The 15,381-nt window shown below is 54.7% G+C and carries 11 protein-coding genes; 7 read left to right on the top strand and 4 right to left on the bottom strand.

Going from position 1 to position 15,381, the window contains the following annotated elements; all coding sequences use genetic code 11:
• Nucleotides 1-217 precede the first annotated feature (217 nt).
• From IP582_RS20970 to IP582_RS20950, 5 genes are all read left to right on the top strand, one after another.
• A complete protein-coding gene (locus IP582_RS20970; protein ID WP_039078007.1) occupies nucleotides 218-907 on the top strand; it encodes a hydrolase in 690 nt (229 codons plus the stop codon).
• A 73-nt stretch (nucleotides 908-980) separates the two neighbouring features.
• Nucleotides 981-1,211 (top strand): DUF1427 family protein, encoded by a 231-nt coding sequence (locus IP582_RS20965; RefSeq protein ID WP_193794345.1) that lies wholly within the window; start codon nucleotides 981-983, stop codon nucleotides 1,209-1,211.
• Between the two features lie 2 nt (nucleotides 1,212-1,213).
• A complete protein-coding gene (locus IP582_RS20960; RefSeq protein WP_193794344.1) occupies nucleotides 1,214-1,468 on the top strand; it encodes a XapX domain-containing protein in 255 nt (84 codons plus the stop codon).
• Between the two features lie 26 nt (nucleotides 1,469-1,494).
• Nucleotides 1,495-1,866, top strand: coding sequence for a response regulator transcription factor (locus IP582_RS20955; protein WP_193794343.1), 372 nt, complete (start codon nucleotides 1,495-1,497; stop codon nucleotides 1,864-1,866).
• A 9-nt stretch (nucleotides 1,867-1,875) separates the two neighbouring features.
• Complete coding sequence (locus IP582_RS20950; protein ID WP_193794342.1) at nucleotides 1,876-7,464, top strand: ATP-binding sensor histidine kinase; 5,589 nt, start codon at nucleotides 1,876-1,878, stop codon at nucleotides 7,462-7,464.
• A 9-nt stretch (nucleotides 7,465-7,473) separates the two neighbouring features.
• Here the strand turns inward: IP582_RS20950 and IP582_RS20945 are convergent, their stop codons facing one another.
• The 3 genes from IP582_RS20945 to metK all read right to left on the bottom strand — a co-directional run bounded on the left by IP582_RS20945 (nucleotide 7,474) and on the right by metK (nucleotide 11,491).
• Entirely contained in the window at nucleotides 7,474-8,094 is a 621-nt protein-coding gene (locus IP582_RS20945; protein ID WP_071195995.1) for a response regulator transcription factor, read from the bottom strand.
• Nucleotides 8,095-8,500: 406 nt separating this feature from the next.
• Nucleotides 8,501-9,895: a sugar porter family MFS transporter gene (locus IP582_RS20940; protein ID WP_039078001.1), complete on the bottom strand. Its 1,395-nt coding sequence runs from the start codon at nucleotides 9,893-9,895 to the stop codon at nucleotides 8,501-8,503.
• A 441-nt stretch (nucleotides 9,896-10,336) separates the two neighbouring features.
• Nucleotides 10,337-11,491 carry a methionine adenosyltransferase gene (metK, locus tag IP582_RS20935; RefSeq protein WP_193794341.1) on the bottom strand — a complete coding sequence of 385 codons (1,155 nt, stop codon included), beginning with the start codon at nucleotides 11,489-11,491 and terminating at the stop codon, nucleotides 10,337-10,339.
• Nucleotides 11,492-12,136: 645 nt separating this feature from the next.
• Between metK and yqgB the strand changes: the two genes are divergently transcribed.
• Both yqgB and speA read left to right on the top strand, forming a co-directional pair.
• Nucleotides 12,137-12,268 carry an acid stress response protein YqgB gene (yqgB, locus tag IP582_RS20930; protein WP_132438713.1) on the top strand — a complete coding sequence of 44 codons (132 nt, stop codon included), beginning with the start codon at nucleotides 12,137-12,139 and terminating at the stop codon, nucleotides 12,266-12,268.
• 8 nt (nucleotides 12,269-12,276) lie between these two features.
• Nucleotides 12,277-14,253, top strand: a complete 1,977-nt coding sequence (gene speA, locus IP582_RS20925; protein WP_072039714.1) for a biosynthetic arginine decarboxylase — start codon at nucleotides 12,277-12,279, stop codon at nucleotides 14,251-14,253.
• A 180-nt stretch (nucleotides 14,254-14,433) separates the two neighbouring features.
• Here the strand turns inward: speA and IP582_RS20920 are convergent, their stop codons facing one another.
• A complete protein-coding gene (locus IP582_RS20920; RefSeq protein ID WP_193794340.1) occupies nucleotides 14,434-15,192 on the bottom strand; it encodes a M48 family metallopeptidase in 759 nt (252 codons plus the stop codon).
• Nucleotides 15,193-15,381 lie beyond the last annotated feature (189 nt).

Raw genomic sequence — 15,381 nt, 5'->3', positions numbered from 1 at the left:
GTCTAGTTATACGAAGGTATACCTATACGAACGTATAGTTATACACAGAGATAATAGTTCTCATTTCTGACAACTCTTACTATCCGTCCCGACAGCAGCGTCCGGGACGAACCGCATTTCGCCTGTCTGAGCAGCGCGAGAATACCCCGGTCACTGTCAGCAAAACGTCCGCTCCCCTTTCACGGGAAACTGCTACTTAACGACAACGGGTATTCTTATGACCAACGCTAAGCTTGAAGTACTGACTCCCCAGAATTGCCAGATTATTTTTATCGATCAGCAGCCGCAGATGGCGTTTGGCGTGCAGTCTATTGACCGCCAGGTGCTGAAAAACAATGTTGTTGGCCTGGCGAAAGCGGCAAAAGTTTTCAACATTCCGACCACTATCACCACCGTTGAGACGGAAAGCTTCTCCGGAAATACCTTCCCTGAACTGCTGGACGTATTCCCCGAGCACGACCTTCTTGAGCGCACATCTATGAACTCCTGGGATGACCAGAAAGTGCGTGATGCACTGGCAAAAAATGGCCAGAAAAAAGTGGTGGTATCCGGCCTGTGGACGGAAGTGTGCAACAACACGTTCGCCCTGTGTGCCATGCTGGAAGGCGGCTATGAAATCTATATGGTGGCTGACGCTTCCGGCGGTACCTCGAAAGAAGCGCATGATTACGCGATGCAGCGCATGATTCAGGCGGGTGTGATCCCGGTGACCTGGCAGCAGGTGTTGCTGGAGTGGCAGCGCGACTGGGCGCATAAAGAGACCTACAACGCGGTGATGGATATCGTCAAAGAACACTCCGGCGCTTACGGGATGGGCGTTGATTACGCTTATACCATGGTGCACAAAGCGCCAGCGCGTGCCAAAGGGGCGCACCGTACTCTGGCGCCGGTGCCAGCCAATAAATAATAAATAATAAATAATGTGCAGGGGCGGCGTGTCAGCGTCGCCCGGCTATGAACCCGATAAGGGGAGAATGACCATGAGTACAGCGCTCATTTCCCTCGGCGCAGGTGTGTTTATTGGGCTGGTCTATGCTTTGCTGAACGTCCGTTCGCCAGCCCCGCCGGCGGTAGCCCTGGTGGGGCTGCTAGGCATGCTGGCGGGAGAGCAGGCGGTCTCAGCGCTGCGCTCACACCATGAACCCCAGGCTGCCATTAGTCAGCCAAAGGCCGCAGTGCAAACGGCGGACCGCCATCCAGAGGCAGGCTAACCATGTTGAAATCGTACGCAATTTCCCTGGCAACGGGCCTGTTAGTGGGTGTTATCTATGGCGCAATACAGGTTCACTCACCCGCACCACCGATCGTCGCCCTGCTGGGCCTTTTTGGTATGCTGGTCGGCGAACAACTGATTCCGCTCGCCCGTCGACTTCTGCGCCGCGAGCCGGTGACAATGGCCTGGTTTCGTCATGAATGTGTGCCCAAAATCAGCGGCACGCCACCTCCTGACGACAAACGCGCCCCTTAGCCTGAGGGCAGACAGAGGAGTACGGCATGAGGCTGTCACCGCGCATTGTCATTATTGATGATGAACGTTCCGTCCGTAGTGGATTAAGCAACCTGCTCCAGTCGGAGGGGTACGACTCTGACGCCTTCGACTCTGCAGAGGCATTTCTTCATCATGAATCTGCGCTGTCTGACGCATCTCTGCTTATTATTGATATCAAGCTCAAAGGCATGAGTGGCCTGGACCTGTATCGCTGGGTAGCTCAACTTGCCGCACCGCCGCCGGTGATTTTTATCTCCGGACATGAAGATGAAAACCTGTCGCGTTATGCTCCGGACTTCGGGGGCGTTACACTGCTGCGTAAGCCCATTAAAATCGAAACGCTGCTGGAACAGATCCGCCGCGAACTCTCTGTGTGAGGAGCGCTAATGAGCGAGAAACTTTCTGCTGCCGGTAAAATGATGGATGGTGAAGTGGTCACCTTAACCGATGACATCATTTTCACTCCGCTGACGCAGGAGGGAGGGATCGCCTGGACGCTTTGCCAGCCGCTACACTCCGGCAGCAGTTTTATTCTTGCCTGCGCGGCCGTCTCAAGTGATGAAGCCGCGTTTCATACCACCCAACGCTTAAAAAATGAATTTGCGCTGCGCAGGCGACTCTCTGGCGCATGGGCGGTAAAGCCGTTCAGCAGTACCAGTTACCATGGCCATTACGCGCTGGTCTATACGCCATTTCCTTTCCGCACGCTTGCACAACTGCCCCGCCTGCGCACCCGAAGCATTGCCGATTTTCTTTCCGTTGCCATTGGCCTGTGTGCCCCGCTACGCCAGATGCATGCGCAGGGATTAATGCACAGTGATATCAAACCCGGTCACTTTTTTATCGACCCCGGCGGCGCTTACCGTCTGGGCGGTTTTGGCCTCGCCAGCGAAGGGACGGATGCCTTTGACCCGTCTCGCCTGACGGAGCCTGGCGGTACGCTGGCATATATGTCGCCGGAGCACACCTCCCGTACGCCGGACAGGGTCGACAGCCGAAGCGATCTCTATAGCCTTGGCATTGTGCTCTACGAGTTGCTGACCGGCGAGCTGCCTTTCGATCTCAGCGAAGGCGGGCAGGCGGAATGGGCCCATCACCATATTGCCTCCGCTCCCAGACCACCCCGACAGGTACGCTCATCGGTTCCGCCAACGCTGTCGGATATTATTTTGCGACTGCTGGAAAAATCCCCGGACAATCGTTACCAGACGGTCGACGGGTTGATTGCCGACCTGCGTCGCAGCGAGGCTTCGCTGGCCAGAAATGGTGAAATTACGCCGTTTATTCCCGGCTTGCAGGACCGGATAGCCGCGCGTTTGCAGCCGGACCCGCTTTTTCTCGACCATCCGCAGCACCATCAACTGCTGACGGTATTTGACCGGGTGGTGGAAAGTGGCGCGCATGCCCTGGTCACGATCGGTGGACCGCCGGGCTGCGGTAAATCTTCGCTCATTGCCTCGGCGCTCAGGAAGCTGCAACAGCGGCAGGCATTACTCGCCGTGAGTAAGGCAGACCAGTATTCGCCGGTGCTACCTTATACGGTCATTGCCTCTGCGTTTCGCGCACTGACCCTTTGGTTACTCGGTCAGGGGGCGGAAGAGGTGGCCCGCTGGAAAATGCGTTTAACACGGGCGCTTGGCGTTCATGCCGCGCTGGCGGTCAATCTGGTGCCGGAGTTAGGTCTACTGCTTGAAAACCCACCCCTGGCTGTTGTGAATACCCAGGCGGCGGATAGCCGAATGCGTTTCAATATGATGGCGCATCGGCTGGTTGAGGCGTTTGCCAGTCCGGACCGACCGCTGGTTCTGCTGATTGATGATATTCACTGGATAGATCAGGCCAGCCTGCATCTGCTGGAGCACCTTATCAGTTGCAGCGAGTCGCTGCCGCTGCTGCTGGTGGTTTCGTACGCTGACAGCGGTGTGTTTGCGGATGCCAGCGAACAGGCGCAGTTGTCGACACTGCGCGTCGGTGCCCGCTATACCGTCGAGCTGCGGCCTGAGCCGTTGAGCGTGAAAGCGGTGTCGCGATGGCTGGCGGAACTGTTGCAGACGCGGGCCGCCTGCCTTGGCGAACTGGCGGCGCTGATCCACGAAAAAACCGGCGGTAACCCGCTCTTTACCCATGAGTTTATTCAGCGCATCGTCAAAGACGGGCTGATTACCCATCACAAACAGCACGGCAAGTTGCACTACGACGCACAGGCGATCCGTTCACGTAATTACACGGAAAATGTGGCAAGCCTGGTCCTGCAACAACTGGCGGAGATGCCCTCCCTTACGCGCAGACTGCTGGGCTGTCTGGCCTGCGTGGGGGGAAACGGTAATCCCGCGCTGCTCAGCGCGATGCAGAAGATAGCGCCGGAGCCGCTACATGAACATCTGCTGCCTGCGGTTACCGCCCGACTGATCAGCCGCAGCGGCGACCAGTATGCCTTTACCCATGATCGGGTGCAGAAGGCGGCCCAGGAATTTCTCGAAGCGGATGATATTTGTCATCTCAATTTTGCTGCCGCGCGGTTCTTTACTGAGGCCGTGTCACAAAATGACAGCAATGAAAATCTGTTTCTGGCGGTCCACCACATTGCGTCATCCATCGACTGTATTCGCGTATCTCCCGAACGCGACGATTATCGTGCGGTCTGCCGTCTTGCCGCTCAGCGCGCCCGGTTGACCGGGGATTACGCCTCGGCGGTGCGCTATCTGCGTACCGCGCGGTTATTGAAAGAAGACGCCTTGATTACCGCGCCTGATGAGGATTTCGCGCTCGCTTTTGAAGAGGCGGAGTGTGAGTTTTTGCAGGGTAATCTTCCATCTGCGCTGACCCTGTGTCATCAACTCCTGCGTGCGCCCGGCAGCCTGCAACAAAAGGCGATTACCGCAGGCATGATGGCAGAAGTGCAGATGCGACAGTCGGATATGAGCCTTGCGCTGGAGACCGCCCTGGCCTGGCTTGCGGTGTTCGGTATTCACCTGAGCCGTGCGCCGACAGATGCGGAGTGCGACGAGGGCTGGCAAATCATTGAGGCTCGTCTTGGGGATGAGCCGGAGAGCCATTTTCGCCAGCTTGCGCGGATTAATAACCCCGAGGCAGAAGCCGTCATCAACCTGATGCTCAGCGCCAGTATGTTTGCCGCGTTTACCGCTCCGCGCCTGCATTTTCTTTTACTCTGCCGGGTCATACTGATGACCCTTGAGCATGGCATTAGCGGCGCGTTTACCACGGCGATTGCCTGGTACGGCGTCATGATTGGTTGTCGCTATCACGCCTACGAAAAGGGGTACAGGTATACGCTGCTGGGGCGCGATTTGGTTGAGGAACAACCTCTAAACCCCTTTATGGGCCGTACCTTTCTGGCGGTGGATTTGTGCAGTGCCTGGGTGAAGCCGCTTAGCGTTGCGGTGGATCACGCTAAAGCGTGCTTTACGGCGGCGGTCGAGCACGGGGATTTAACCGCCGCCTGCTTTATTATCCGCCATCAGACCATGAACTTCCTGATCCGTGGCGATCACCTCGACGGGGTGCTGACGACCATTGAAGGTGGGCTGAGTTTTATCCGCAAGCTACGTTTCCCGGATGTCGAGGTCATGCTTCTCATCCAGCGCCTGTACGTTAACCATTTGCGTAGCGCCGGTTCGGGCAATTTAAGTGGTCATAACCTCTATTCCGAGGCGCTCCTGAACGCGACCAATAAGCATGAGAGTCAGCCGATACCGCTGACCATTTTCTGGTTCTGGCTCTATCAGGGAATGGCCCATTTTATGGCGGGTGAGTATGACGATGCTTTCCGTTGCCTGGAAAAGGCGGCCCCGGTAGCCGATATGGTGCCGGGCTATCTGCATCTGCTGGATTACCATTTCTACAGCGCCCTCTCGCTGGCACAGAGGGTGACGCCGACAACCGTGACGCCCGCACAGCAGGGAACCCTTGTCGCCCATTATGACGTTATCGCACGCTGGGCGGAGCATAACCCGACGACCTTTGCCGACAAAGCGGCGCTGGTGCGTGCGGAGCTGGCGAGACTGGAGCAGACCAACGATATCGCCATCGGCTGGTACGAAAACGCGATAGCCCTTTCCGCAGAGACTGAATGCCACCCGGTGAATGGGCTGGCGTGTGAACTGGCCGGGGGTTTTGCCAAAGCGATGGGCTGGCATGTCGCCGCAGACGGCTATTTCAAAAATGCTTTCTCCGCCTGGCGGCGCTGGGGGGCGGTGGCAAAACTGCGTCAGCTTGAACGCCTGTACCCCCATCTGGCCTCCTCAGGGCCACGTTCGCCTTATGACACTATCACTTTCGCGCAAAACGAAATGATGCACGATCTGGAAAGTGTTTTGCGGGCGGTACGTGCCATGACCGAGGAGATTGACCTCGACCGCCTCGTCCATACGTTGATGACGATGTTACTGGAGCGGGCGGGGGCGCAGCGTGGGCTCTTGATTCGCATCCTTGATAATACCATTCCCGAAACCCAGGCGTGGGCGGAAACATCCTCGGAAGGGGTGAAGGTACAGATTGTCCGGGAGCGCCCCTTGGCTACCGATATGCCGCTGTCGGTACTGGCGGCGGTAATGCGTACCGGGCAGGAGATTCGTATCAGCAAGTCTGAGTTGTTCGGCCCGTTCAGTCAGGATCCCTATTTGGTAACATCCGGCGCGGGCATTATGTGCGTACCGATGCATAAACAGGGCAAGCTGGTGGGGGTGCTGTATCTGGAAAATCGGGTGATGCCGGAGATTTTCACCGCCGGGCATTCGCGTATCGTCAGGATGCTGGCGGCGCAGGCGGCGGTTTCGCTGGAGACTGCGCGCCTTTATGCCGAGCGGGTCGAAGAGAACGTGCAGCGTCGCCGGGCGGAAAAAGAGCTACGCGCCAGCCAGACTTCGCTGATGCTTGGGGAGAAAATCAGCAATACCGGCACCTGGCGCTGGGAACTGGAACAGGATGTGATGTTTGTTTCCGACGAGTATGCGCGCATTCTTGGCCTGCCCGACCATCAGCGTACGTTATCAATGGCCGACTTTATGACCCTGGTGCATCCGGAGGATTTCCCACGGATCAACACGCTGGTTAACGATAGTGTGCGTAATGGCGTCTCGATGCGGGCGGAGTTTCGTATTTTCCGCCCGGACGGCGAATGCCGTTATATTCTGGGCGTAGGCAACCCGGTGGAATATGAGGCTAACGTCGCGGAGTACTTTGGCGTTATCACGGATATCACGGCACGTCGTCAGTCTGAGGATGCGGTTCGCGTGGCGCAGGCCGATCTCGCCCGTGTTTCCCGCGCGACCACCGTTGGTCAACTGACGGCCTCTATTGCCCATGAGATTAACCAGCCGCTGATGTCGATTGTGGCCAATGCGGGCGCCAGTCTGCGCTGGCTGAGCCGCGAGCCTGCGATGCTCGGTAATGCGCGCGCAAGCCTTGAGGAGATCATCAGCGAGGGCGAGCGGGCGGGTAATATTATCCGTGGCCTGCAGGCGCTGACGCGCAACCAGACCTCTGCCTGCACGCGCATTAACCTGCATCACCTTGTCTACCATATTGTGGCGCTGTCGCGCAGCGAGCTGGAACGTCAGGAGATCGCGTTGCATTACCATCTTGCGGCGCAGGATGCTGAGATTTTTGGCGATAGCGTACAAATACAGCAGGTGCTGTTAAACCTGATCGTCAATGCGATCGATGCCATGGCGGGGATAGATGATCATCCGCTAATGCTGACGGTGAGTTCAGAGAATCCGCAACCCGGTAAAATTCGCCTGGCCATCGCCGATACCGGCGTAGGCTTTACGCCCGAAGTGCAGAAGCGTCTGTTTGACCCCTTCTATACCACCAAGGAGCAGGGCATGGGGATGGGGCTGAGTATCAGCTACGGCATTATTGAAAAGCACGGCGGTAAATTGACGGCGGAACCTCGCCAGCCTTGCGGCAGTGTCTTTACCTTTACCTTGCCGACACACCCCGCTGAAGCCTGAACCTGGCGGCTATCGCCCGAGGGTTTTTTGAATATTCAGACGGTCTGCAGCCCTGACCAGATCGGTCAGGGAACGGACCTGCATTTTCTCCATCACCCGCTTTTTATGTACTTTGGCGGTGATCTCGCTGACGCCCATTTCGGTGGCGATCTGTTTATTCAGCAGGCCACCAATGGCCAGTTGAAACACCTCTTTTTCGCGCGGCGTCAGTGAGTCATAACGCGTGGTCAACGCCTGTATCTCTTGCGTTTCGTCGAGGGTTTTCTCCGCCAGTTTCAGGGCATCGGCAACGGCCTGGAGCAACAAGCCGGGGACTGCGGGTTTGGTCATAAACTCATATGCCCCTGCCTTCATTGCTTTGACCGAGAGTGGAATGGTGCCAAAACCGGTCAGGAAAATAACCGGAATTACATGCCCAAGCCGGGAAAGGGCGTCGGTGACGTCGAAACCGCTGGCGCCGGGCATATTCATATCCAGAATCAGACAGCCTGGCTGTGAGGTAAAAGGGTGGGACAGAAACGCTTGCGCTGAGGAAAAGTCGGCCACCCGATAATCCTCTGCTCGCAGCAGGCTGACCAGCGCCTGCCTGACGGAATTATCATCGTCCACAACGTAAACAATGTGATCCATGCGTGTTCCTGGCTATTAAAGAATATGCCTGTGCAAGGAAAAGACGGACGGGAAGCGACACCCGACATGTTCCTTACATTACAGTGACATACATATGTTTTTACTAAAGAATAACTGAATGTTAACACAATAATTATCATTATCATGTTTCAAATGAAAATAATAAAAATGAATGGCGTAATAACTCACGTTTCACTCTTCGGGGGCGTTGGCAGATAAAAAATGGCGTATTGGCCGCAGCAAGCGCAGGGCGGCGGAAATTTTTGCCGATATGAATGTCACCGTAGCGGGGGAGAAAATTCAGATTATTCTGCCAGAAGGTGAGCAGGCCAGCCGTCGGATGAGGACTGGCCTGCGATATCGCATGTGGAAGAGCGTGTCTGTGATTTACAGGCACACCATCAATTTAATTATGGGAACCGATTTCGCGCAGCGGGCGACCTTTCATCAGATTACGCTCGATATGCTCCAGCGAAATATGTTTAGTTTCCGGAACCAGCCACAGCGTCAGGATAATAAACAGGACGTTCAGGCCACCATAGACCCAGAAGGTATTGGCGTTGCCAAGGGAGTCCAGCATGGTGAGGAACGTGGCGCCGACAATCATGTTCGCTATCCAGTTGGTTGCTGTTGAGCAGGTGATACCAAAATCACGCCCTTTCAGCGGCTGAATTTCGGAGCACAGCACCCAGATGACCGGACCGGCACTCATGGCAAACCCGACAATAAACATCAGCAGCATGGCGACGGCAAAGTATTGTGCGCCCTGCGAGTGAATGCCCAGATGCAGCATAGTCCCCAGAACCCCCATGCCGACAGCCATCACCAGGAAGCCAAGCACCAGCGTGGGTTTACGGCCCCAGCGGTCAACAACGCCGATCGCGATAAAGGTGGCCAGGACGTTGGTCAGACCGACGATGACCGTCCCCCACATTTGCTGCGTGGTATTACTGTAGCCTGCCAGTTCGAAGATTTTCGGCGCGTAATACATGATGACGTTCATACCGGTGAACTGCTGCATCACCTGCAACAGTACGCCAAGAAAGACCGCGCGACGGAAATTGTTGTTCTCTTTAAACAGCGCCCAGCCGGTCTGTTTCACTTGCAGGCTTTCGCGAATTTCATCCAGCTCGTTTTTGGCTTCGGCGCTCGTATCACGCAGGCGTAACAGCACGCGTTCCGCGTCATGGAAACGGCGTTTGGCGGCATACCAGCGCGGGCTATCCGGCAGGAAGAACACGCCGATAAGCAGCAGGATCGCCGGGATAACAATCACGCCGAGCATCCAGCGCCATGCGCCGCTATAGCTAAATGCCGTATCCGACAGATAAGCACCGAGAATACCGATGGTGATCATCAACTGGTACATCGAAATCATACTGCCACGGATTTTTTCCGGCGCTATTTCGGACAGATAGAGCGGGGCGGTATAAGACGCGATTCCCACAGCAAGACCAAGAATAATACGGGAAATAATCAGTACTTCGACGTTAGGGGCAACGGCAGAACACAGAGAACCAATAACAAAGAGGATTGCGCCGATCATCAGGCTTTTTTTACGCCCGAGTTTCCACGACATCCATCCGCTACCCACGGCGCCGACGGCGGCACCAAACATCATTGAACTGACCACCCACTCCTGTACGTGGGAGTCAATTTTAAAGTCATTGGTGATAAAGGGCAGCGCCCCGGCGATAACACCAATATCCAGGCCAAAGAGAAGTCCTGCCAGTGCAGCAAGGAAGCAGACAAAAAAGGTCATCGCCTTGTTTGAATGTCCCTGTTTTTTATTGTCAGGCATGATGCCCTCCATTCGTTATATCAGTTTTTGCGATGGTAAACGTAGGTCAATGCCGGGCTGTTTTTTGTGATGAATGTCACGCAAGTGTAATCGGTTACATTCGACCAAAAACGGGCAGGCAAATAAAACTGATAAATATTATAGATATAAGAAATAGAGGCGAGAGGGGATGATGGTAGTTTCGGACTAAACCGAAAGGGGGATGTAACAGCGGGTCTTTAATTAATGAAGACCGGGTAATAAGCAGTATCGATAAAAGCAAAGCGGCTGTGTAATCGTTATCATTAACGTATTGAAAACGCTTTAGAAGTTTAGTCGATTTTTGTAAAAGCGCGGGATTACCGGGCTCTGAAAAGCAGCAGGCCAGCACAAGGCTGGCCTGCTAATCTCTGTCGCATCCGGGGAAACACCCCTGACGCTTAGCGGGGCTACGCCGTCCTGTTAGTTCAGGCCGGCAGCTTCGCGCAACTGAGCCGCTTTGTCGGTTTTTTCCCATGGGAAGGTTTCGCGACCAAAGTGACCGTAAGCAGCCGTTTGCTTATAGATCGGGTGCAGCAGGTCCAGCATCTGAATCAGACCATACGGACGCAGGTCGAAGAATTCGCGTACCAGCAGGATCAACTGTTCAGCAGGCACTTTCTCAGTACCGAAAGTTTCCACCATGATAGAGGTCGGTTCTGCCACGCCGATAGCGTAAGAGACCTGAATCTCACAACGGTCGGCCAGGCCAGCCGCTACGATGTTTTTCGCCACATAACGGGCTGCGTAGGCTGCGGAACGGTCAACTTTAGACGGATCCTTACCAGAGAACGCGCCGCCACCGTGACGCGCCATGCCGCCGTAGGTATCAACGATGATTTTACGACCGGTCAGGCCGCAGTCACCCATCGGGCCACCGATAACGAAACGGCCAGTCGGGTTGATAAAGAATTTGGTGGATTCGTTCAGCCACCCGGTCGGCAGGACCGGTTTGATGATCTCTTCCATTACCGCTTCTTTCAGCGATTTCTGGTCGATATCTTCTGCGTGCTGAGTAGAGAGAACGACCGCGTCGATGCCGACGATTTTGCCGTCGTCATACTGGAAAGTGACCTGGCTTTTCGCATCCGGGCGCAGCCACGGCAGGGTGCCGTTTTTACGCACTTCTGCCTGACGCTCAACCAGACGGTGTGCGTAGGTGATCGGCGCTGGCATCAGCACGTCGGTTTCGTTGGTCGCATAACCGAACATCAGACCCTGGTCGCCTGCACCCTGCTCCAGCGGATCGGCACGGTCAACGCCCTGGTTAATATCAGGAGACTGTTTACCAATTGCACTCAGTACCGCGCAAGAGTTGGCATCGAAACCCATATCAGAATGGATATAACCAATTTCACGAACGGTGTTACGGGTGATCTCTTCGATATCCACCCATGCGCTGGTAGTGATTTCACCACCGACCAGCACCATGCCGGTTTTTACATAGGTTTCACAGGCAACACGCGCTTTCGGATCCTGTTCGAGGATCGCATCAAGCACGGCGTCGGAGATTTGGTCAGCAATTTTGTCAGGATGCCCTTCTGAGACGGACTCGGACGTAAAAAGGTGTTTTGCCATATTGTGTTTTCACCCTGGAATAATACGGTTGGCTTAGACACTGTGTCAGGATGCCTTCACGGTTGTTCCGCGAGGACGTGCAGGTAGCGACACGGACTGTCTAAGTGTTAATCAGTATAGATGGATTAACATCTGGATGGCTATTCTAGGTTAATTCTTAATCCCATTGCCAGCGTTTTTTGAGCCTCCACAGGTTCTGTCTGAATTGGTTACAGAAATTTTCCCTATGGATGGCGCCAACGTAATTTTTTATTTTGCATTTTCACCCCGTTATCGGTATAAAACGCCGCGCGCGGCTCATATTAAAAGCGCACGGGACTTCTCGTGTTGCCACTTCCAGCCGGGTTAAGCAATTTATGGCTTTGGCTTGTCGCAGGTCGCAAGACGTGTGTGGAGGTGATACGAGATAATGAACCGTTGCTTTCAGCAGAATCCGTTGCGTCGTTCTGACGCGCGTTTATTCCCCGCAACCCGCATTTCAAATCTGCAAACCTGCCGATGTTATACCCATTTCGGCGCTTCTCAGGACTCCCGGGCCGGTATGGCACAGTGATGACTGAACAAGGGCTCTCCTGTTGATTCAGGGGTTTTCTCGTGGTTTCGCCGAACCGTCATATTTCGTTCGGTCACGTGTTTTACAATGTTATGAACAAGAAACCGGTCGCACAGTCGGCGTTTCAGCATCTTATGCTGCATAGCCAGACTGTTTATGGGTTGTTATCGCAACGTAACGTTGTGATAGTAGTTAACTGTTTTACACTTAATACAAAGAGTTGAGGTTCGCTATGTCTGACGACATGTCTTCATTTTCGCCTTCGTCAGCAGGCGAACACGGTGTACTACGTTCCATGCAGGAGGTTGCGATGAGCTCCCAGGAAGCCAGCAAGATGCTTCGTACTTACAATATTGCCTGGTGGGGCAATAACTATTATGACGTCAACGAACTGGGCCATATCAGCGTATGCCCGGATCCTGATGTCCCGGAAGCCCGTGTTGACCTGGCTCAACTGGTAAAAGCCCGTGAGGCGCAAGGCCAGCGTTTACCTGCGCTGTTCTGCTTCCCGCAGATCCTGCAACATCGTCTGCGCTCTATTAACGCCGCCTTTAAACGCGCGCGCGAATCCTATGGCTATAACGGCGATTACTTCCTGGTTTACCCGATTAAAGTAAACCAGCATCGTCGCGTTATTGAGTCGCTGATCCATTCCGGCGAGCCGCTGGGTCTTGAGGCCGGTTCGAAAGCCGAATTAATGGCGGTTCTGGCCCATGCGGGCATGACCCGTTCGGTGATTGTCTGTAACGGCTATAAAGACCGTGAATACATCCGCCTGGCACTTATTGGCGAGAAGATGGGCCACAAGGTCTATCTGGTCATTGAGAAGATGTCGGAAATCGCGATTGTGCTGGAAGAAGCCGAGCGCCTGAATGTGGTGCCGCGCCTGGGTGTGCGTGCGCGTCTGGCGTCGCAGGGCTCCGGTAAATGGCAATCCTCCGGCGGCGAGAAATCCAAATTTGGTCTCGCGGCGACGCAGGTTCTGCAACTGGTGGATATTCTGCGTGATGCCGGTCGTCTGGACAGCCTGCAACTGCTGCATTTCCACCTTGGTTCGCAGATGGCCAACATTCGCGATATCGCCACCGGCGTGCGTGAATCGGCACGTTTTTATGTTGAACTGCATAAGCTGGGTGTCAACATTCAGTGCTTCGACGTGGGCGGCGGTTTGGGTGTGGACTATGAAGGTACGCGTTCTCAGTCAGATTGCTCGGTGAACTATGGCCTGAATGAATATGCCAACAATATTATCTGGGCGATTGGCGATGCCTGCGAAGAGAATGGTCTGCCGCATCCAACAGTGATTACCGAGTCGGGCCGTGCGGTGACAGCACACCATACTGTGCTGGTGTCTAACATCATCGGCGTGGAGCGTAACGAATATACCGACGCGACACCTCCGCCAGAAGACGCTGCCCGCCCCCTGCAAAGCATGTGGGAAACCTGGCTGGAGATGCATGAGACCGGCAACCGCCGCTCGTTGCGCGAATGGCTGCACGATAGCCAGATGGACCTGCACGATATTCATATCGGTTACTCCTCCGGCACCTTTAATCTTCAGGAGCGCGCCTGGGCAGAGCAACTGTATCTGAACATGTGCCATGAAGTGCAGAAGCAGCTCGACCCGAGTAACCGCGCGCATCGTCCGATTATTGACGAACTGCAGGAGCGTATGGCGGATAAGATTTACGTCAACTTCTCCCTGTTCCAGTCAATGCCAGATGCCTGGGGTATCGATCAACTCTTCCCGGTGCTGCCGCTGGAAGGTTTGAATCACGCGCCGGAACGTCGTGCGGTGTTACTGGATATTACCTGCGATTCCGACGGCGCTATCGATCATTATGTGGATGGCGATGGTATTGCGACCACGATGCCGATGCCGGAGTACGACCCGGAAAACCCGCCGATGCTGGGCTTCTTTATGGTTGGCGCGTACCAGGAAATTCTCGGCAACATGCATAACCTGTTTGGCGATACCGAAGCGGTGGACGTCTTTGTCTTCCCTGACGGCAGCGTGGAAGTTGAACTGTCGGATGAAGGCGATACCGTGGCCGATATGCTGCAATATGTGCAGCTCGATCCGAAAACTTTGCTGATTCAGTTCCGCGATCAGGTGAAACAGACCGATCTGGACGATGCGCTGCAACAGCAGTTCCTCGAAGAGTTTGAAGCAGGGCTCTACGGGTATACCTACCTCGAAGACGAGTAATCAGGACTCACTTTTAACTGACCGGTTTAATCATCTAAATCGGTCAGTTTTTCATTTATAGCGTCCTGGAAAGCATGGAACGCCTGTTCGGCTTATGGATAGTGTGGAGAAGGATGTGACCGACGCGCGTAACTCGTCGCCCCGGTAAGCGCAGCGCCACCGGGGATGTTATATGTCAAATTATTTAATACCGTCCGCCGCCAGGCGATCGCGGATATGTTGCGCACGTTCAGCCGAGGCCGGGTGATCGTCAAACATGGAGCTCTGGCGACCCTCTTCGAGTTTTGCTAATTTTTCGAAGCTGGTGGCCAGCCCAATCGGGCTAATTCCGCGTTTGCGCAACAGATCATAGGAATAATCGTCCGCTTCGGACTCCTGACGCTGCGAGAACTGCGAATTCACCAGTTTTTCACCCAGGTCACCCAACTGGGATTGCGACAAATTGCCTACGACGCCGCCCGCCGATGCGGCAGCGGCACGCACGGCATTGGTGCCAAGCGCCACCTGCATGCCTTTCTTCACGTGACCGAGCGCAACGTGGCCCATTTCATGACCAATTACCGCCTCGACCTCGTTGTCATTCATCATATCCATCAGACCGCTATAAACACGGATACAGCCATTCGCCATGGCAAAGGCGTTAACATCTTTTGCTACGTAAACCTTGTAGTTCACCGGCTGGCCGTTGATATTATCGCCCAGCGCGGCGGCAATCTTGCTAAGTCTCTGATTATACTGACTGCCCGCTGGGGCTATCGTTGCTTTACTGTCCATCTGCTTACAGGCTTCGTCACTCAGGCTTTTAACCTGAGCGTCGCTCAATGTGTAGGCCTGAAAAGCTTCTGCACCGGAGGTCATAAAACCGTTGGAGTCCATATTCTGGCAACCTGCCAACAGGGTCGCTGTCGTCAGAGCAAGCAAAACCGGGCGAATTTTCATCTCTTATCTTCCACGCAGGTTAATTCATAATTCTGATAATGCGCCGCGCACAAACGAGCCGGTGCAGTTGCACAAGTATAAAGAATAGAAGGATTACGGGGCGAGTCCATTGCGCAACGACCATACACCTTCCAGAGATTTCTTAATCCTCAAAAGGATGCTCCATGTACATGACTTGCCGCTTGGGTT

The sequence above is a fragment of the Citrobacter sp. BDA59-3 genome (genome assembly GCF_015167655.1).
Taxonomy (GTDB): domain Bacteria; phylum Pseudomonadota; class Gammaproteobacteria; order Enterobacterales; family Enterobacteriaceae; genus Phytobacter; species Phytobacter diazotrophicus.
Note: the sequence above shows the minus strand (reverse complement) of the source record. Positions and strands in the feature narration are given on the sequence as shown.

What these genes read in the sequence shown, in the direction of transcription:
- IP582_RS20970 (WP_039078007.1), top strand. Translation starts at nt 218, where the DNA reads ATGACCAACGCTAAGCTTGAAGTACTGACTCCCCAGAATTGCCAGATT.
- IP582_RS20965 (WP_193794345.1), top strand. Translation starts at nt 981, where the DNA reads ATGAGTACAGCGCTCATTTCCCTCGGCGCAGGTGTGTTTATTGGGCTG.
- IP582_RS20960 (WP_193794344.1), top strand. Translation starts at nt 1,214, where the DNA reads ATGTTGAAATCGTACGCAATTTCCCTGGCAACGGGCCTGTTAGTGGGT.
- IP582_RS20955 (WP_193794343.1), top strand. Translation starts at nt 1,495, where the DNA reads ATGAGGCTGTCACCGCGCATTGTCATTATTGATGATGAACGTTCCGTC.
- IP582_RS20950 (WP_193794342.1), top strand. Translation starts at nt 1,876, where the DNA reads ATGAGCGAGAAACTTTCTGCTGCCGGTAAAATGATGGATGGTGAAGTG.
- IP582_RS20945 (WP_071195995.1), bottom strand. Translation starts at nt 8,094, where the DNA reads ATGGATCACATTGTTTACGTTGTGGACGATGATAATTCCGTCAGGCAG.
- IP582_RS20940 (WP_039078001.1), bottom strand. Translation starts at nt 9,895, where the DNA reads ATGCCTGACAATAAAAAACAGGGACATTCAAACAAGGCGATGACCTTT.
- metK (WP_193794341.1), bottom strand. Translation starts at nt 11,491, where the DNA reads ATGGCAAAACACCTTTTTACGTCCGAGTCCGTCTCAGAAGGGCATCCT.
- yqgB (WP_132438713.1), top strand. Translation starts at nt 12,137, where the DNA reads ATGAACAAGAAACCGGTCGCACAGTCGGCGTTTCAGCATCTTATGCTG.
- speA (WP_072039714.1), top strand. Translation starts at nt 12,277, where the DNA reads ATGTCTGACGACATGTCTTCATTTTCGCCTTCGTCAGCAGGCGAACAC.
- IP582_RS20920 (WP_193794340.1), bottom strand. Translation starts at nt 15,192, where the DNA reads ATGAAAATTCGCCCGGTTTTGCTTGCTCTGACGACAGCGACCCTGTTG.